An 18831-nucleotide genomic window follows, 5' to 3' on the forward strand; every position below is an offset into this window, starting at 1 on the left:
TTTTAAAGATGGTTTGCTCCGAATGGCACAACGAAATGTATGGATATTTTAAGCCATGTCGTCAATTACATATAATCTATTGAAACCATTGAATTATTTTTTAAGATATAAAAAGATTGTTTCAAATAATTTCAAATAGTTACATGCAAAATGACGACACGGCCTAAGGGCATTATCCTGAATTATCCGGCTGCGATTTCATGGACGGCCCTGACGAGCAGTTCCGCTTCTTCTTCGGTGTTGTACGGGGCGAATCCGACCCTGACCCAGCCGCCGATCCGGTCTACGCCGACCCTGTGGGCGAGCGTTTCCGCGTAATAGTCCCCATCGGCGGCAAAGATGCCGTATCGGTCGCAGAGTTTCCGGCATACGTCTCCGGGTTGCCGTCCTTCCAAGGTAAAGGCGACGGTGGCGGTCTTGGGGCCTTCGGACTGTACAGTTTCAGGCCGGGGACATCCGCGAGCCCTTGCCGGATGATGTCGGCAAGGCCGTTTTCGTGCCGTTCGATGCGCTCGAAGCCGGAGACGAGGCGTTCGCGGCGCGTGGAACCGGTGCCGAGCCCGGCGATGAAGTCCACGGCGGGCACGATGGATGCGATGGCCTCATGGCTTTGCGTCCCGGTTTCGAGTTTGCCGGGGGCGGTGGAGGGAGCCGGGTGCAGGCGGTAGGTGTCGAGCGCCTCGAACACGCTCTTTTGGACTGCCGCGATGCCGATATGCCCCCCGAAGAACTTGTAGGCAGAGCAGAACAGCATGTCCGCGCCGATGGCGTCCATATTGATGGCCTTATGCGGGGCTATGTGCACGGCGTCCACGGAGAGCAGCGCGCCCACCTCGCGGCAGCGCCGGGAGATGCGGGCGACGTCGTTGATGGTTCCGACGGCATTGGAAGCCTAGCCCACGGCGACGACGAGGGTGTCGAAGCCGGAGAGGGTTTCTTCCCGGCCTTTTCCGTTGCGGACGGTGACGGCTCCGGCGGCGGAGGCGCAGAAACGTGGGATGACGGGCAGGCTGCCCGTAGCCACGATCACGGCGTCGGGGGACAGCTCGCAGACGCTTTCCGGCGTGGCCCCGCACGAGAAGCGGAACGCCACGCCCGCGCGTTGGGCCTTGCGGTACAGATAATCCGAAATAAGGCGCAGATCGTCCTTGTGCGGGGGGACGGCGGCAAGGTTGATCTGCCCGCCGTGCCGATCCGAGCGTTCGAGCAGGATGACCTCATGCCCCCGCTCGGCGGCTATGAGCCCGGCGGGCCCGGTTCCCCGACGGCCACCCGGCGCGGCGTTTCCGCCTTCGGGACGGCGGGCATGGAGGCTTCCCGGCCCGAAAGCGGGTTGAGGGCGCAGGTGATGGGGATCATCTTGTCGGCATTGCCCACGCAGCCCTGCCCGCAGGCCACGCAGGGACAGATTTCGTCCTTGCGCCCGGCGGCGTATTTTTCCACCAGATGCGAATCCGCAATAAGCGCCCGGCCCATGATGGCGAAGTCGGCCAAGCCGTCGCGGACGACCCGTTCGGCGGTGTCGGCGTCGGAAATCCGGCCCGTGAGCATGACCCGTGCCCTGTCCCCAATCGCTTGCTTGACGGCGGCGCTGGTGGCGGCGTTCCATGCCTTGGGCATACAGGTAGGGGGCGTCATCAGCTCAAAGCAGCATTGCATGCCCGCCGTGATGTCGAAGGCGTTGACGCCCGCGTCCGTGAGGGCGCGGCACAGCTCCACGGTGGTGTCGAGGTCGATGCCGTTCCCGGTGGGCACGTCCTCCACGGAGGTATGGTGGTAGAGGATGGGGAAATCTTCGCCCACCGCGGCGCGGACGGCGCGGGCGACCTCGGTGGGAAAGCGCAGGCGCTTGGCGAGCGATCCGCCGTACCCGTCGGTGCGGCGGTTGGTGAACGCGGACACGGCCTGTTCGAGCAGATAGCCGCTGACCCGTGGATTTCCACGGCGTCGAACCCGGCTTCCACGGCGCGGCGGGCGGCCTGCACATAAGCCTCGACCGATATCCCCAGAGTCCATGATGCGGGCGTTTTCCGTAGGGGCGAGGCCGGGGATCATGGAAACAAGCAGGCGTGGACAGCCGGAAGTTGGCGGGTTCCCGAAGCGTCCGCCGTGCTGGACTGGATGGCTATCTTCCCATCGTGGCGGTGTACGGCGGCGGTGAGTTTGGAGAGCCCCTTGATTATGAAGTCGTCGGAAATGCCGAGGCTGAGATCAAAGCTGTTGCCGCTGCGGGCCACATAGGTGGCCTCGACGATGTTCATGCCTACGCCGCCTTCGGCGTGTTCCTCGTGGTACCGGATGAGCTTTTCGGTGGCCTCGCCGTTGACGGCCGCATGGTAGGAAGCTATTGCGGGCATGACGATGCGGTTTTTCAGCGTCATCCTGTTGATCCGAACGGGGGTGAAAAGAACGGAACTGGTCATACTGCTGTACTCTCCATAGCCGGGCCCGCGACAAGTTTATGAAGGAAAGGCCATATGTCTTTTCATATAACGCGAATGTTTTTCCTATGAGGCAGTTTGTTCCGAAGAAGAAAAGCCTGTTTGCCAAAAAACGGCTTCAAAGATAGGATGGGGCTTGGAAAAGGGTTGGTTATCTATGGATTCTTCTAATCTTATGATTACGGTATAGAAGAATGTGATAATTCTATCAAACGCAAAATCTTTATCCGCCCATTCATGAGATTAATGCATGAATCAGAACAGACTCCAAGTGTCCGGGCAATTCCTGTATTCGTTCACGGCGGTAGCCAAGCACATGAGCTTTACGAAGGCGGCCGAGGAACTCTGCATCACCCAGAGCGCGGTGAGCCATAGAATACGTTGTCTTGAGCAGGAACTGGGGTTCCCGCTCTTCCATCGTCTGACGCGCAAGATCATTCTGACCGAAGAAGGAAAGACGCTGTACGGCGCGCTGGACGCCAGCCTCAAGCAGATCCACGAAGCCATCAGAAATATTCAGGAGGCAGAGCTGCAGGGGGCTCTCGTCATTGCCTGCGCCCCTTCCATCGCCGGTTGCTGGCTGCTGCCGTTGCTGCCGGAATTTCAGCGTGAGCATCCCAACATCTCCCTCCACATACGCAGCGGCAACGACCTCATCAGCTATGAGAACGAAGAGAACAATGCGGATGTAGCGATCTATTGCGGCGATTCGATTACCGACGGGCTGCACGCGACGCCGCTTCTGCGGGACAACCTGCTGCCCGTGTGTTCCCAGCATTATGCGCGGGAGCATGATTTGACCGAGAACCCCGAAGCGTTGCGCAACTGTGAGTTGATCCATGAGCATCCTGAGGCCGCGAACACGCCGTTTTATGCGGGGTGGGAGATATGGGCGAACTGGGCAGGGATTACGGGGCTGCCGCTCCAATCGGGCTACAGTTTCGACCGTGCCGAATTGACCGCGATAGCGGCAAAGCAAGGGCTCGGCGTCGCGCTCGGTCGCGAGTGGCTGGTCAGGGATGCCCTGCAAAAAAAAGAGCTCATCGTACCCTTCAATTTGGTTTTCCCCGCTCCGCAGACCTATTATGTGGTGTCCACGCACAAAGGCATCCAGCGGCCCAAAGTCCGGCTGTTCCATGACTGGGTTTTAGAGAAGGCCCGCCATTCAAAGCCGTACGGCAATGAGACTCTTTGAGGTGAAGGGGCGGAGGTAAGATATGCGGGGGGAGGAGGGAGGAAACCCTTCTGAAGAAGGGCTTTCCTCCCTCCTCCCCCGAACCCCCTCCTCCCACCTTCCCAAGACTTTCGTTCTTATCGAATCCCCCATCTCAGGCGGGAGAATGAACGGTATCTTTTGGGGACTGTTTTTCCCTGTCAAAGGTACCCCCTCTTTCGTGTTGGAGCGGATCACATATGCGGGGGTCCGGGGGGGGCGCTTGCCCCACCGGGCAGGGTTAAGGGGCGGTAGCCCCTGCCGCCGGAGGCCCCATCACAGGCTTTTCGCGCAGGGATCAGCCGGATGGGGCGGCCCCTTGCCGCAGGGGGCTATCCCGCTCCCTCTCGGTCCCTCCCGCTCTGCATGGCGGCCCTTGCGCCTGGTGCCGTATCCCGGCTGCGGTTGCGCAAAGGCCGGGGCGGACGTACAAGTGAGCCATGCAATACAAAACAATACTCTTTGATCTGGATGGGACGCTGACGGACTCAGAACCGGGGATCGTCAATTCAGTGCGGTACGCGCTGCGGAGCTTCGGGATGGACGCGGAACCGGAGACGCTGCGGTCGTTCATCGGGCCTCCACTGTACGACTCGTTCCGGGGGACGATGGGCATGAGCGACGCGGATGCGAAACGGGCCGTGGATACCTACCGCGTGTATTTCCGCGATAAGGGGATATTCGAGAACGCCCCGTATCCGGGAGTGCCGGAAATGCTTGAAGCGCTGCGTGCTGCTGGCGGGCGGCTCATTGTGGCGACCTCGAAGCCGGAGGTGTTCGCCAAGCGCATCGCGGAACATTTCGGGTTTGCTCGGTCGCTGGATGGTGTCTATGGTGCGGATATGGAGGGGAAACGCTCCTCCAAAATCGACGTGATCCGCTACGCCATACGTGAGCAGGGCATAACACCGTCGGGCGCGGTCATGGTGGGTGACAGGAAGTACGACATCGTGGGAGCTCACGAGGCCGGGCTTGCGGATATTGGGGTGCTGTACGGCTACGGCTCGCGGGAGGAACTCGTGGAGGCTGGTGCCACGCGGCTGGCGGCAAGCGTTGCGGAACTGCGGGAAATGCTGGCTTCTTCGGGCTGTTGAGGACTTGCAGCCGTTTTGCGCGTCTCTGCGGGAAGGAGGGAAGATCCGCTTTCGTTCCAACCGCTTTCATCTGCCGCACAAAAAAGTCATAGGGGTGCCATGAAGCCGTCGCGTTGCGGGGGATACATCCGAATCCACGGAACAACCCCCGCAAGTGAGGAACGGTATGAACACCTCTCAGTTGGCTGCATTGCAATGGATGATGGAACGGGAGCTTTCGGCTCTGCGGTCATCCCGGATGTCTTCGGAGATTTCCTTCAAATGTCCCGATGAAAACGAACTGGCCTCGCGCCTGAGCGAGTATGCGGTGGACGAGCGCCTGACCGCCCGGCGTGTTGAGCGTATCCGGGCTTTGGAAAACGCCCTGCGGCGTATTGAGGTCATGGACTACGGCGTCTGTGAGGCGTGTGGTGAGCCCATACCGCTCCTGCGGCTTTTGGCGTCGCCTTCGGTGCGGTACTGCGTGGCTTGCCAGCAGGAACTTGAAGAGGAGCGGGCCGTGGCTGTAACCGGATCTTTTGAGGCTCCGCGTCCCCGGCGTACGATGCCGCCGCGTCCGGTTAGGCCGTCCATGCCGTTTTTCCTGCCGCGCCGCAGGCAGGTAAGCCGCTGACCCCAAAGGGGGCGCTGGCTTTTGGGAAGGGCGCGTCAGGGCGGAGGGGCCATGCAAGGCTGTGGGATATGCCCGTATCCCTATGCGGGAAGGGGCCAGCCAAGCGGAGATATTCGCGTTTTCCAATAAAAATTGTATTTAATTATATGAAATATAAAATGAATTTTTAGAAAACTCTCGAAGAGGCGAACTCCCAAGCGGCGCTTGCCCCGCCCATGCGGAAAACGGAGGGAGTGCATTGGCTTGGGCGCGTAGGCGGCAAGTTGCCCGCAGGTGTGGGCAAGGGCTGTGAATATGCCTATGGTCTGCGTATATCCAGACTGCCCGCAGGCGTAAGGGCTTCCTTCCGAACGGCGGTGGGAGCGCGCAAGATTCCCCGCGCATGTGCGGGAAGGAATTGCCCGCGGCTCCCGCCACGCTGTGTTCCATAAGATTCTCCGCAGGTGTGGGAAGGCGTTCCGCACCTGCTTTTTCTTTGAAGTTCCAAAGGAATAATCAGCAAAATGTCTTGGCTATGGAGTCCGTTAATCGAAAAACTGGAGAAAAAGTCTCTATTTTCAACATACTGCTGAAATAAAACAACCATAGACTATGGCAGAGCCTTTCTTGAAGCCGCCACACTGCCGCTGTGGGGTTATCGTGCCGCGCATCGGGCGGGATTGGGCGGATTACCGCTGTTGGGGTGGGTTCTCGCTTTTTTGTTGTAGTGAAGGTTGTGCGTAGCGCGTGCCGATGGTTAAGGAAGAGGTTCCGCCGTATGCCGGAAGGGGCTCATCAAGCCCGGAAGCCTGCGCTTTGGACGGTTCCGTCCCGGTACGGCGGGAATGCCAAAAAGACTTTCCAATGCCGTCCTGCCTCACGGGTTCCCCCGGCGTATGCCGGGAATATGTGCTTTGAAGCCCCCACGAGCCCAAGAAAAGGTTCCGCCTCGGTGTATGCCGGAACGGAACCTTTTGTTTTTGGGTAGCGGATAGGGGGGCCGCCGGAAGGGTATCCGGCGGCATCCCTGTGATCAGCCTTGTCCGCTTTTTGCTGTAGTGAAGGTTGGGTAGCGCGTGCCGATGGTTGAGGAAGAGGTTCCGCCGTATGCCGGAAGGGGCTCATCAAGCCCGGAAGCCTGCGCTTTGGACGGTTCCGTCCCGGTGTACGGCGGGAATGCCAAAAAGGCTTCCCAATGCCGTCCTGCCTCATGTGTCCCCCGGCGTATGCCGGGAATGCGTGCTTTGACTCCCCCACGAGCTCAAGGAAAGGTTCCGTCCCAGTGTATGCCGGAACGGAACCTTTTGTTTTTGGGTGGCGGATAGGGGGCCGCCGGAAGGGTATCCGGCGGCGTCCCTGTGATCAGCCTTGTCCGTGGGCCAGTGCGTTCTGGGCGAGCTGTTGCGTCAAGTCCTCGCTGGCTAGGGTATCGGCCTGCACGAGGATTGTGGTGCCGTTCCCATTGGTGAACTCGGCGTAATTGCCGAGGCTGGTGCCCGGTTCCCCGTTTCCGTCAGCCGTCGGCTTCCAATCCCCGGAGAGGTGGAGCTTGTCGTCCTCTATGGAGATGCCGATATTCTTTAGATCATCCATACTCGTCAGGCTCAGGCTGTCCGGCTTGGAGGTGATGAACACTTCGATGTCGCTCTGGATGGGGTTGCTGTCCTTGTCGGCGAACAAGCTGTCCAGCGTGTCCCTGTCGGCCCCGACAAGGAAGTCGATGCCTTCACCGCCGCTGGCATGGGCCATGCCTTGGTTGTAGACGAGGATATCGTTCCCTTCACCGCCGTAGAGCGAGTTACGGCCAGCCCCGCCGTCGAGGTAATCGTTGCCCGCGTCGCCGAACAGGGTATCGTCACCCATGCCGCCGAAGATCTGATCGTCTCCGTCGCCGCCGAACAGCCAGTCGTTGCCCGAACCGCCGTGAAGGGCATCGTCGCCGCCTTCGCCAAAAAGCACTTGCGAATGCGGTGCATTTGGATCGCCTAGGGGATCGGTGCCCTCACCGCCGAGAGCCGTGTGCAGATTCGTCAGGTTGATTTCCAGCGAGCCGTTGGAAGTGCCGTCAGCGCCGTTTACGGTATACTCGAAGGATTCCTTCAGGTCGGAACCGTGAGCTTGTGCCTCCGCCAGCTTGTGGAGGCCCTCCTCCGAGGTATCCAAGGTGTAGGTATATCGCCCGGTTTCCGCATCGAAATGCAGCGTCCCGAATGTCCCTTGGATGTCCCCGCCTTGGGCATTGTCGAACGTGTAGGCAAGCGCGTTCTCGTGCGGGTCCGTGCCGGGCAGCGTATCGCTGTGGGTCATGTCCGGCATCAGATTGTCCAATGGCATGTCTGCATTGACGCCCGTGCCCATAAAGCTCACGGACAGGGAGCCTGCCGGAGTCGTCACAGTAGCATGACCGTCACTGACGGTAATCTGGAAGTCATGCTTTACGACTTCTCCCAGTTCGGCCCCGGCCTGCGCTTCGGCGCTGGGGGTGAAGGTGTAGTTCCACGCGCCGCCCTCACCTTTCGTCAATGTGAACGTGCCCAGCCCGTCAATGGCGGCGGTGCCGCTCGTGCCTTCGGGGTTCAGGGTTACATCATATGTCTTGCCGCCGATGCTGACGGCAAGGGAATGTTTGTCGTTCACATCGGCGTCGGCGAAGGTGAAGGAGCCCGTAGTGCCGTTGTCGGTCTGCGAGCCCGTAATCACCGGGGCGTCATTGGTTCCGGTAAGGTTGACGGTGATGGTCTGGGTCGCCGTACCACCCTTGCCGTCGCTCACGGTGACCGTGAACGTTTCAGTGGCCTTCTCTCCTTCTCCGAGCGCGTCGCTGGTCAGGATGTACTCGTAGTTGCCTTGCTCATCTATGGTCAGCGTGCCGTACTTGCCTTCAGCCGATGGGCCGCCGTTCCCTTCCGCTCCTTCGCGCTTTACCGAGAAGGTGTGCGTGTCATGGAAGCTTCCGTCAGCCTTTTTGTCCGCATCGGTAAACTCGATCCGGCCTGTTGCTTGGGCCGTCCCTTCGGCCCCTTCGCTCGGTTCCGTCAGGTTGAGTGTCGGGGCGGCGGAGGTGATCACCGGGGCGTCGTTGGTGCCCTGAATGGAGATCTGGAGTTCGGAGGGGTTCGTGGTTTGCGCCCCGTAGTTGTCAACGGCAACGACCTTGAAGCCATCGACGGCCAGTCCTTCGGCGCCAAGGTGCTGCGCCTTCCCGTTGTCGAACGTATAGGTGTAGGTGCCGTCCTTATTGATGGTGATGGAGCCGTACTTGCCTTCAATCGTGCTGACAAGCTCGCCCTTGTCGTTTACGAACATGTAGTTGGCGACTTCGCCGTCATAGTCATGGGCCTCCACCTTCCCGGTCATCTGAGTCTTGCCGCCGTCTTCGATCAGCGGGTTCTCTGCATTGGCCTCGATGACGCCGTTTTCACCGCTCTTGATGATGGGCGCGGTATTCGTGCCTTCGATGGTGACGGTGAGTTCCTTTGTGTCTGACAGTCCTGATGTGTCAGTGACGGTCACGGGAATCTTCACCTCGTACAGCTTGCCCGCTTCCATCCCAAGTACGGCTTCGGACTCATTGTTGAGCGTGAACGTGTATTCCCCGGTCTTGGTGTTGATCCTGAACTCGCCGTATTCGTTTTTTATAACCGCAAACGTGCCGTTTTCGTTTTTTACCGTTTCAGCGCCCTCAAAGGAGTAGGTCAGATGCCCTTTGTCCGCATCGTCTTTGTCGGAGCCTATGGCGGTTCCACCTATGGCCCCGGCCCCTTCACGCACGTAGAGGGCCCCGCCGAGGCTCAGCAACGGTGCGTCGTCGTTGCCTTTGACATTGACGGTGATTTCAACCTCCACCGTTTTTCCGTGCTTGTCCGTCACGGTGAGGGTAAAGTGTTCTTTCTGAATACCGTCCGCCTCACTGAGGCCCTGCACGGTCGGGTCGGCATTGTTCAGGGTATAGACATACTTTCCGGTAGCCGGATCGATGTGCAGGGTGCCGTACTTGCCTTCAGCGACCATGCCCTGCCCGTTGATGGAATAGGTCAGGTTGTCCAGCCCAAGCCCTTCGTCGTCAAAGATGAGTTTGCACAGCTCGCCTGACGTAGTGGTGATCTCGTCTTCCTGAACAGCGAGGGGCGCTTGTTCCCCGATCACTTTAGGGCCCGTGTTGGTGCCCTTGATGGTGACGTTGATTTCCTGATCAACCGTCTCCCCGTGCTGGTCACGCACGGTGACGGTGAACGAATCGGGAAGCGTTTCCCCTTCTATCAGATGATCCACATTGGGCGTGTAGACGTATGTACACTCGCCCCCTTCATCAACTTTCAGGGTGACTTTGCCGTATTCGGTCTCCAGCTCTTTGACGAGGTTGCCGTCCTTGTCGCGGAAGAACCACTCAAGCGTCTCGGTTTCAGTCCTTGCATCCCCATTGCCGTCGAGCGCGGGGTTGCCGTTCCCATCAAGGATGTAGTCGATGTCTTCAGCCTTCAGGGTTCCTTCCATCGGCTGAAGCCCCTCTTCGGCGTCTTCCTGAACCTTCAGGCTCAGGTCTTTGGCCTCGCTGGTAATGACGGGCGCGTCGTTGGTGCCCCGAATGGTAATGGTGATCGTGGAGTCCGTCACCTTGCCGTTGAGCATGACCTTGAAGGTTTCCTCCACCACCTGCCCGGCGGCGAGGTTTTGCACCGGGCCTTCTTCGCCGTTTTCGCCGTTGTGCAGGGTATAGGTATACTTCCCGGTAACGGGATCGATGACGAGGACGCCGTATTTGCCTGACGCGGCGTTGCTCTGGATCTGGTTCCCGGTACCGTTTCCTTCCGCGTCCGTTTCTTCGATGCCGAAGACGCGGTTGGGCGCTTCCACCCCTTCAGGGCCTTCGCCGTCCCATTCGGCTTTAAGCTGGCCTTCAACGACCGTGCTTTCCACTTCGGGGGTATCTTCCCGGTCGCCGTCTTCATACACTTCCCCGGTGTACTCATTGCCGGGGTCTTTGACATCCACTCCACCAGGCTCTTTGTCGTCAGGTTGTTTGATTTCGATGGTGAGTTCCCTCGTCTCTTCGGAAACCCCGCCGTGGGCGTCGACGACCACGACCTGCACCGTGTCCCACAAAGACTCGCCTTCCCCAAGCTCGCTCAGTTTCTTGCGGAGCGCATCGCTTTCGTTGTCCAGCGTGTAGGTGTAGTGCGTGATGACATTGATAATATTTCCGGCATCATCCGTTACTTCCTCATAGGTGAGGACGATGGTGCCGTAGTCGGTCTTGAGCTCGGTAACGGGCTCCCCGTTCTCACCGACCAGCATGAAACGGACGTCCGTGTCGTCGATGTCCTTCCAGCCGAGGATGGTTCCCTTGTAGACCAGTCCGGGGTTGTCGGCAGTGCCGTCAGCGACGAACGCGTCCTGCTTCACCACGCCACCCGTGAGGCCCGTGACCTCGGCGGCAAATTCCGGGGCGTCGTTGGTGCCATTGATGGTGATGGTGATTTCCGTATCGACGAGCTTGCCGCCTTTGGTCTCCACCTGCACCTTGAAGACTTCGGTTTTGCTGTTTCCTTCGTTCATGGACTGGACGATATCTTCGCCGTTCTTGGTCAGGACGTAGGTGTAGGTGCCGTCTTTATTGATTGTGAGTGTACCGAGCGGTTCGTCGACCGGATTTCCTTCCTTGTCCGTGACCTCGTTGCTGACCGTCCACTTCAGCTCGCCCTCGCCCTTGTCCTTGGCATCGACCACGCCTTCCAGCTCCAGCTTTCCACTGACGGACGGAAGGCCCTCATCGTCGCCGCTTTCCGGGATATCATCCTCAACCACCGTTCCCGCACCGGGCTTGACGATCGGAATGTCCGCCGATCCGATGACGTCGATGACGAGCTTGCCGGTGCTGTAGGCCCCTTTCGGGTCTTCGACGCGGATGGTGAATGCTTCCTGCTCTAAAACGGAGCCAATGAGCGTCTCGCCTTTATTCAGCGCGTCCAACAGTTTGGGATTAGTGATCGTATAGGTGTAGCTGCCGTCCTCTTTAAGCTCAAGGATGCCGTACTTGCCCTGGATGTGATGTTCCAGTTGCCCGCGGTTGCCCACGATGCTGTAGGTGAGGGCGTCGCTGTGGCCCGCGTCGGGGTCGTGGGCGTTCAGATTGCCGGTAATGGTATGGTTGCCGTCTTCCTCCAGCTCGCCCGTGCCGATGGTGATTTCGGTGATGGGCTTCCCATCTTTGTCGGTGAAGAAGGGCCGGTCATTGGTGCCGTTTATGTGGATCTGCACATCCTGCGTCAGGACAAGATCCCCGTCCTTGATGTTGAACGAGCCTTCCCCGTTGGCGTCGCCCTTCACGAAGGATTCGTGGGCGGAGTCATAGACGCCGACCTTGAGATCCTCAAACAGCTCTTTGCGCTCGCCCTCGTTGAGGGCGTCGAGGTTCTTGGCTTCCTGAGAACCCGGCTCCGGTGGGATGAAGGAGTAGACGACTTCGTAAGTGCCGTCTTCGCCTTTGACGGCTTCGGCGTGCAGGGTTCCGTAGGGGGTTTCCAGGTCTCCCACGTGGAACTCGTTGCCCACGACGAACCCGGCGATAAGCTCACCCGCCGCCGTCTCGTCAGTGCCTACCGTATCGATCTGCTTGACCGTGAACGAGCCGAGTTCGTAGCCGTTGGGGGCGTCTCCAAACGGATCTGTCTCCTGATCCTCGCCCTTGATGTGGAGCGAACCGGATACATCCTTATTCCCAACCACACCGGCCTCGGTGAGCTCGATCACGTTCGCGTCGGGGGCCTTGCCCACAAGGACAGGGGCGTCGGCGTCGCCCTTCACGATGAAGGTGATATGCTGCTGCGACCACGCGCCATGCTCGTCACGTACGAAGATGGTGAATTTATCCTCGTGCTCCGAGCCAAGGACAAGGCTGTCGTCGGTCGGCGTGTACGCATATTCGCCGGTCTCCGGGTTGATGGTGAGCACGCCGTACTTGCCTTGAACTTCCGTATGTGCCGCGCCCATGCCGGGGTCGTCGGATTTACCGGGTTCGCCGGGTTTATCGTCAAAGGCTTTTTGAAGATCCGTGACGTCGGTGCTGTCCGCGTTGCCGATATGCCCTCCGGCAATGCCATAGGTCAGCGTGGAGCCGGAGTCCACATCCGTCCCGTGGGCCTTGCCGACGAAGGCGTCGCCGTCTTCGTTCATTTCGATCTGGGCTTCTTCAGTTACCGTCTTCCCATCATTTGTCGTCTTTTCAACGATCGTGATGCGGTCATCGTTGCTGTCTAACGTCAGTTCGGGCCGGTCGTTGGTGCCTTTGATGACAATGTTAAAGCTGCCATTGTAAACGCCGCCGTGCGGGTCGGTGATGGTATAGTCGAGGGGCCGCCCGGACTGGGTACCCTGCTGGAGCGTATCCACGAGGATGCTGCCCGCCGAGCCGTCCGGGGGAAGCTCAAAGGTGTATTCGCCCTTTGTATTGACGGTAAGGGTGCCGAGCTCCACATCTTTAAGGATAGCCTTAGCGTTGTCGAGGGTGAGATCTTCATCCGCTCCCAGCAGCCCATCCGCCCGAAGCGCGGCTTCGAGTTCCGCAAAGACGTCCTCCGGGAAGTTCCCGCCGAAAAGGGCTTCCATGGCCCTTTCGCAATCGGCGCCGTTGCTCAACAGGGGGTGCGTTGTCCACGTCCCCACGGTTTCACCTTCGACCTGGGTTTCTGTATATGTCAGCTCGCTGCAATGGCTCTTGTTGGAGTCCTGCAGGCTGATATTCAACTTGAACTGCCCCTTTCCGAGGCCGAAACCTGCGCTGGTGTCGTCGTCCACGTCCGTGAGGCCCGTTATTTCCAGCTTACCGGAAAGATTGTGGCCCTCTTTGCTGGTGTTGCCTTCCGTCGTGGCGGTGTTGCCGCCGTGACCTTTGTTGGCATGGAAGTAGACGCCTTCTTCCTTGACGTAGATGTCCGCCATCTTGGCGTAAGGCAGGTCGTTGGAACCGTCGATCTCGACCTTGACGTCATGGGTGTCCGAAGCCACCGCGCCATGATCATCCTTCACGCTGATGGTGAAATCAAGCTCCACCTTGTCGCCGATCTGAAGATCATTGATGGGGTTATCATCAAGAACTTCTTTACCATTTTCGAAGCGTGTTTCTTCGGCCTTGGTGAAACTGTATTTGCCGTTCGTGGTATCCAGACGGAAATCGCCGTAGTCGGTGGAGATGATTATTTCGTTCCCTTCCTGCCCGACCCCGGTAATAGAGATCTCGCTTTTCGTACCGTCGGCAAGCGTCAGGGTGCCGATCTTGTCACCCACCTCGAAGGTGATGGGGTTGTGATTCTTATCGGAGAAGAAATACGTCAGCGTATCGTTGGCGTCCGCATCGGAGGCTTCCACCTTCCCCGTGAGCATGTCTTTGCTGTCAACGGCTATATTGCCTTTCTCCGGGTCGTAGCCGTCGTAGCCTTCTTCCCTCAGCGTGAGCGTTTCGCCCGTACTGGTGACAATGGGCATATCATTGGAGCCGTTGACGGTGACGGTGATGGTCTTTTCCGACCATGCGCCGTGTTCGTCGCGCACGTAGATGGTGAACTCGTCGGTTCCGGTTTCCGGGTTGCCGTCCTTGTCGAGGCCGAGCTTATCCGCCGCGCCGTCTTTGGTGGTGTCCAGCGTATAGGTGTATGTGCCATTGCTCGGATCAAGCGTCAGGGTGCCGTATGTTCCTTTGACCGTATGAATCCCTTCGCCCATGCCGGGGGTGTTGTCATCGCCCGCATGGAACGCGGTATCGCGGTTGCCGGGGGTGGTGCTCACGCCGAATTCGAGCGAGTGATCGGAATCGGGGTCAGCGCCCTTGAACGTACCGGTGACGGTGAGGTCTTCAGGGACTTCATTATGATCCTTGTCGTAGCCGGGATCGCTGACCGTCATGTCGGCGGGGTTGGTCAGAGTCAGGGCAGGCCGATCGTTGGAGCCCACGATGTTGATCGTGATGTCCACGGAAGCCTTGCCGCCGTGCCCGTCGTCCACGGTGATGGTGAAGCTTTCCTTCTCGGTCTGGCCTTGCTTGAGGGACTGCGTTTTCCCTTCGTCGATCGTGTAGGTATAGGTTCCGTCCTTGTGCAGGATGATGGAACCGAACTCCGTTTCCAGCGTAATGTTGCCGTTGGCGTCCGTCTTGGGAGCGCCGATGAGGATCGTGCCGGAACCTTCCTTCGCCCCGATGCTGAGGGTCAGGGTGTCGTCGGCGTCGGTATCCTTGACGTGGACTTGACCGGAAATTTCATTCCGGGAGAGGGTGGTATCATCTCCGGTCAGCTCGCGGGAATCATCGGAGGTATCCGCGGTATTCTTGGTGTCGGTCGTCGTGCCGTGAGCCGTCGAGGTGTCCAGAGCGCCCGCTTCCTTGACCCAGTGCTTGGTGGCGTCAGCCGTAATCGTCGGCGTGTCGTTGGAGCCGGTGACTGTGAAGGAAACGGGTTTCGCCGTCCATGCGCCGTGTTCGTCACGCACATAGATGGTGAACTCGTCGGTTCCGGTCTGCGGGTTGCCGTCGGCGTCGAGGCCGAGGCGGTCGGCGTTTTCGTTGGTCTTGTAGGTGTAGGTATTGCTCTCCGGATCGATGGTCAGCGTGCCGTATTCGCCCTCAATCACGATCTTGTCGCCGACTTGGTGGAGCGGTTCGCCCATGCCAGGCTTGCCGTCGGAACCGGAAGCAAAGGCTTCGTTTCGGCCCGCTTCGGACTCCACGTCCTGCTTGCCGTGCGCCACGCCGTAGAGCAGGTTCGCGCCGCGGTCGTCGTCTTCGGACTTGAGCGTCCCGGAAACGGTGGTATCGCTGGGGGCGTCGGCCTTTTCGGTGATGTTGAATGTGACTTCGCCGGTTTGGTCATCGATCTCGGCCGTGACGTTGTCGCCGTGGGAGGGCTCAGCCAGATCGAGCGTGGGCCGATCGTTGGTGCCCTTGATCGTCACGGTCAGAACGCTGTCGGCTGTTCCGCCGTTGCCGTCGTCAACGGTCGTGTGGAAATTGAAGGTCAGCTCTTCGCCCTGCGCCAGCTCGTCGGCGTCGTCGGACCCGCTGATGTCGAAGGTAAACTCACCGGTCTGCGTGTTGAGGGTCAGGGTGCCGTAGTTGGTCTCGATGGTCTGGATATGCGTGGCCGGATCAATCGAGGAGGAGGTGACCTCGACTTCCACGGTCTTGGGGGCGTCGGGGTCACTGCCCTTGATTTCCACGGTCAGGCTGTCGGCAGTGGGGCCGTCGCCTTCCTTCAGGCCCTTGATGCCATAGGTGAGCTTGTCGTTCAGATCAAGGTCGCTTGCATCCAGCTTGCCTTCAATGGAAAGCTGGTGCTCGCTGTCGCCTATCCCCGTGCCGCCGGAATGTTCCGTGGTGGGGGTGTTGGCGTTGACCGTGTCATAGACCCCCTGTTCCTTCAGTTCAATGGCGGCACCATTGAGCCGCGGAGCATCGTTTTTGCCCGTCAGGGTAACGGTGATCTCCTTTGTGGAGGTCGCACCGTGCTCGTCGGTGACGGTCACTTCAAAGGTTTCGATTTTGGTTTCGTCCTTGCCGAGCCCCTGGATCGCGTCGGGCTTGGCTTCATACGTCCACTCCCCGGTGGCGGGATCGAGGGTCAGCGTGCCGTATTCCGTCTCGAACGTGGCCGCCGTGCTGCCTTCGGCGGTGTGGGAACCCTCGGCAGCCGTGCCGATGGTGTCATGTTCCTTGCCGTCGGCGCCCGTGGCCTTGCCGCCTTCGATGCGGAAGGTCTGGTTTTCCCCGGCGTCGCGGTCGTTGTCGCTGACCGTGAATGTGCCGCCGATGGACAGCTCGCCGCCCTGCGTGATGTTCCAGTCCTCGCCCTTGATTTCGAGGGTGGGGATGTCGTTGGTGCCGTGGATGGTCACGGTGACGGTCTGCGATGTCCAAGCATTGTGCTCGTCGCGCACGTAAATGGTAAAGGTTTCGTGAATGGTGTCGCCTTCGGCGAGCTGATCAAGGGAAGTGTAGGTCTTGCCGTCGATCTCAAAGCTGACGTTTTCGTCTTCGCCCTTCATGGCGTAGGTGTAGGAACCGTCGGATTTGATCGTCAGGCTGCCGTACTGCCCGTTTGCGACCACGGAAGAGGCCTCGTCGCCCGTGGCGGTGGAGTCGGCCGCGTTGAACTTCACGGAAGGATCGAACGCTCCGTTGGCCTTATCGCCCGCAGCCGCGCCGAAATACAGGATATGCCCTGCATCGGCGTCAGTACCGGTGGCGGTTCCGGTGTCGGTGGTATGGCCCGTAAATGGGGCGTTTTCCTTGCCGGGATCGTCGGTGGGGGTGTTGGCGTCTTCACGGCCCACGCCGTCCTCGACCACATGGAGGCCGTCGCCGCCGAGCAGCCCATTGAGGTTGTCGTTGGAAAGATCCAGCGTGGGGATGTCGTTGGTGCCGTGGATGGTGACGGTGATGGTCTGGGGTTCGCTCTTTCCGGTCTGGGCGTCGGTGACGTAGACGGTGAAGGTCTCGGTTACGGTCTGGCCGAGGGCGAGGTTGTTGACGGCGTCGCTGTCCGCTTCACTTTTCAGGGTATACTCGTAGGAGCCGTCCGCATGGAAGGTCAGGGTGCCGTAGGCTGATTCGTACGTATAGACGATGTCCCCGGTGCCGGGGGTTCCGGTTCCGGTCACCGTGGTGGGGGCACCGCCGTCGCTGTCGGTCAGGTTCGATCCGGCGTGCTCGACGTGGAAGTTGAGCTTGTTGACGTCGTGATCCGTGGAACCGGCCCCATTTTCCTTGTCGATATCGGAAGCGTAGATCTTGCCGGAAAGGGTTCCGGTCTGATGTTGGCCTTCCCCGATCCCGCCCCCTGTGGTGGGGGCGTTGCCGTCGCCGCCTTCCGTAGGCTGGTAGACGCCCTGTTCCTTGAATGCAAGGTGGAAATCGCTCTGTTCGGTGTCGATCACCGGGATGTCGTTGGTTCCGGTGATGGTAACCGTAATGGTCTGGGTGGAGGTCGCGCCGTGCTCGTCGGTGACGGTTACGTCAAAGGTCTCGAATTTCTTTTCACCGGCATTGAGCTGCTGGATTTCTTCGTTGGTGTTGTCGAGTTCATACTTCCACTGCCCGGTGGCGGGATCGAGGGTCAGCTTGCCGTAGTCCGTGGTGAACGTGGCCGGCGTGCTGCCTTCGGCGGTGTGGGAGCCGTCGACAGCCGTGCCGGTGGTGTCATGAACCTTGCCGTCGGCGTCCGTGGTCTTGCCGCCGGCGATATGGAAGGTCTGGTTCTGCCCGCTGTCGCTGTCCGGGTCTTCCACTTCAAAGCTGCCGCCCACAGAGGCGGTGTCTTCGTGGATGGGCTGTGCAGCGTCGGCAATGGAGAGCTCAGGCCGATCGTTGGTGCCGGTGATGGTGACGGTGATTTCCTGCGTGGCGAGGCCGCCGCGTCCGTCGCTCACATAGATGGTGAAGGTTTCGGTACGGGTTTCGCCACGGGCGAGGCCGTTGGTATCGGGGTCGGCGTTGTCGAGGGTGTACGTGTAGGTTCCGTCGGGGGCCATCGTCATCACGCCGTAAGGTGTGGTGATGCTGCTCACTTGCGCCCCGTTCGCGTCGATGAAGCCGAAGGAAAGCGAGTCCCCGTTGCCGTCAGTGCCGGTGGCGCTGCCGGACATGGAGGGGATGCCTTCATAGGGGGTATTGCCGCCGGGGAGCACGCCGGATTCGATAAGGTTGAGTGAGCCGCTGACGCTGAGGATCGGCTCGAAGTTGGGGGTATCGTTACCGCGCAGGCCGCCCCACGGGTCGCGTTCGGGGAAGAAGGCGCGGCTGCTGCTCAGGTCGAGCCCGTCAAGGCGGTTTACGCCGTCGATGAGGGTGGCGTCGGTATATTCGCGGAAGCGCCCGCCGTCCGCGTTGGAGGCGTTTGCCGCCGGGCCGGCTGCGGGCATGAGGTCGGGCTCGTTGAGGGCCATAAAGAATTGTTCGCCCGCAATCGGGGTGCCTTCGATCACGAAGTCGGGTATGGATTCCTTGGTATAGGCCGTATAGAAATCGCGCAGGGCAACGGTGCCCCCGTCGTCGAAACGGAAAATGAGGTCATTGCCGGATCGTTCCAGCGTTGCCTGATCAGTAGGGAAGTTGAGGTCGATCCGGCTGTCCCCGGCCGCCTCAAAGACGGCCTGAGTGCCCGCTTCCGGCTTATTGAGAATGATGTCCGCCATACAGGACTCCTTAAGTGTGGAAGGAAAAACAAAAGAGGCCGCTGCACGAATTGTGCAGGGCCTTGTCTACGATGGAACAGTCCTGATGATGTCGGGCTGGGGAGAGGTGCGCTAAGGCGCGTTTCTCAAGAAATGACGGGCATCCCCAACGGGGCGGGATACCGGATGTTTTTCTTATCTATAAGCGTCCATCCATCGGCTGTCAATGAGAGTTGCTGCTCTTTGCCGTCCCGCTGATGAGTATCATTGGGGGCCGCCTCTGTGGGGGCTTTGTTTCTTTTTTGATGGTTTTTTCATTGAACAGGGGAAAAT

General features: G+C 59.6%; 7 protein-coding genes and 1 pseudogene. 3 read left to right on the forward strand and 5 right to left on the reverse strand.

Features of this window, described 5'->3' with window-relative positions:
- Window positions 1-182: 182 nt before the first annotated feature.
- From AC6I1V_RS17725 to AC6I1V_RS17740, 4 genes and pseudogenes are all read right to left on the reverse strand, one after another.
- Window positions 183-832, reverse strand: a pseudogene (locus AC6I1V_RS17725) (aminotransferase class V-fold PLP-dependent enzyme).
- Between the two features lie 60 nt (window positions 833-892).
- On the reverse strand, window positions 893-1093 hold the full coding sequence (locus tag AC6I1V_RS17730) for a hypothetical protein (protein ID WP_486854585.1): 201 nt from the start codon (window positions 1091-1093) through the stop codon (window positions 893-895).
- A gap of 143 nt (window positions 1094-1236) precedes the next feature.
- On the reverse strand, window positions 1237-2016 hold the full coding sequence (locus AC6I1V_RS17735; protein ID WP_486854584.1) for an oxidoreductase: 780 nt from the start codon (window positions 2014-2016) through the stop codon (window positions 1237-1239).
- Window positions 2017-2051: 35 nt separating this feature from the next.
- Complete coding sequence (locus AC6I1V_RS17740; RefSeq protein WP_486854583.1) at window positions 2052-2423, reverse strand: oxidoreductase; 372 nt, start codon at window positions 2421-2423, stop codon at window positions 2052-2054.
- Between the two features lie 268 nt (window positions 2424-2691).
- Here AC6I1V_RS17740 and AC6I1V_RS17745 point away from each other — a divergent pair, with 268 nt between their 5' ends.
- The 3 genes from AC6I1V_RS17745 (at window position 2692) to AC6I1V_RS17755 (ending at window position 5361) form a co-directional block, all read left to right on the forward strand.
- Entirely contained in the window at window positions 2692-3636 is a 945-nt protein-coding gene (locus AC6I1V_RS17745) for a LysR substrate-binding domain-containing protein (protein ID WP_486854582.1), read from the forward strand.
- Window positions 3637-4094: 458 nt separating this feature from the next.
- Window positions 4095-4748, forward strand: a complete 654-nt coding sequence (locus AC6I1V_RS17750) for an HAD family hydrolase (protein WP_486854402.1) — start codon at window positions 4095-4097, stop codon at window positions 4746-4748.
- 166 nt (window positions 4749-4914) lie between these two features.
- The gene (locus AC6I1V_RS17755; RefSeq protein ID WP_486854401.1) at window positions 4915-5361 is read left to right on the forward strand and encodes a TraR/DksA family transcriptional regulator; all 447 of its coding nucleotides are present in this window, start codon (window positions 4915-4917) and stop codon (window positions 5359-5361) included.
- Between the two features lie 1341 nt (window positions 5362-6702).
- Here the strand turns inward: AC6I1V_RS17755 and AC6I1V_RS17760 are convergent.
- Window positions 6703-18519, reverse strand: coding sequence for a VCBS domain-containing protein (locus AC6I1V_RS17760; RefSeq protein ID WP_497737291.1), 11817 nt, complete (start codon window positions 18517-18519; stop codon window positions 6703-6705).
- Window positions 18520-18831 lie beyond the last annotated feature (312 nt).

Source organism: Bilophila sp. T19-St14, assembly GCF_059728385.1.

Bases quoted from the DNA above. Each gene is read 5' to 3' on its own strand.
- AC6I1V_RS17740 (WP_486854583.1), bottom strand. From the start codon at position 2,423: ATGACCAGTTCCGTTCTTTTCACCCCCGTTCGGATCAACAGGATGACG.
- AC6I1V_RS17750 (WP_486854402.1), top strand. From the start codon at position 4,095: ATGCAATACAAAACAATACTCTTTGATCTGGATGGGACGCTGACGGAC.
- AC6I1V_RS17735 (WP_486854584.1), bottom strand. From the start codon at position 2,016: ATGGACTCTGGGGATATCGGTCGAGGCTTATGTGCAGGCCGCCCGCCG.
- AC6I1V_RS17745 (WP_486854582.1), top strand. From the start codon at position 2,692: ATGAATCAGAACAGACTCCAAGTGTCCGGGCAATTCCTGTATTCGTTC.
- AC6I1V_RS17760 (WP_497737291.1), bottom strand. From the start codon at position 18,519: ATGGCGGACATCATTCTCAATAAGCCGGAAGCGGGCACTCAGGCCGTC.
- AC6I1V_RS17755 (WP_486854401.1), top strand. From the start codon at position 4,915: ATGAACACCTCTCAGTTGGCTGCATTGCAATGGATGATGGAACGGGAG.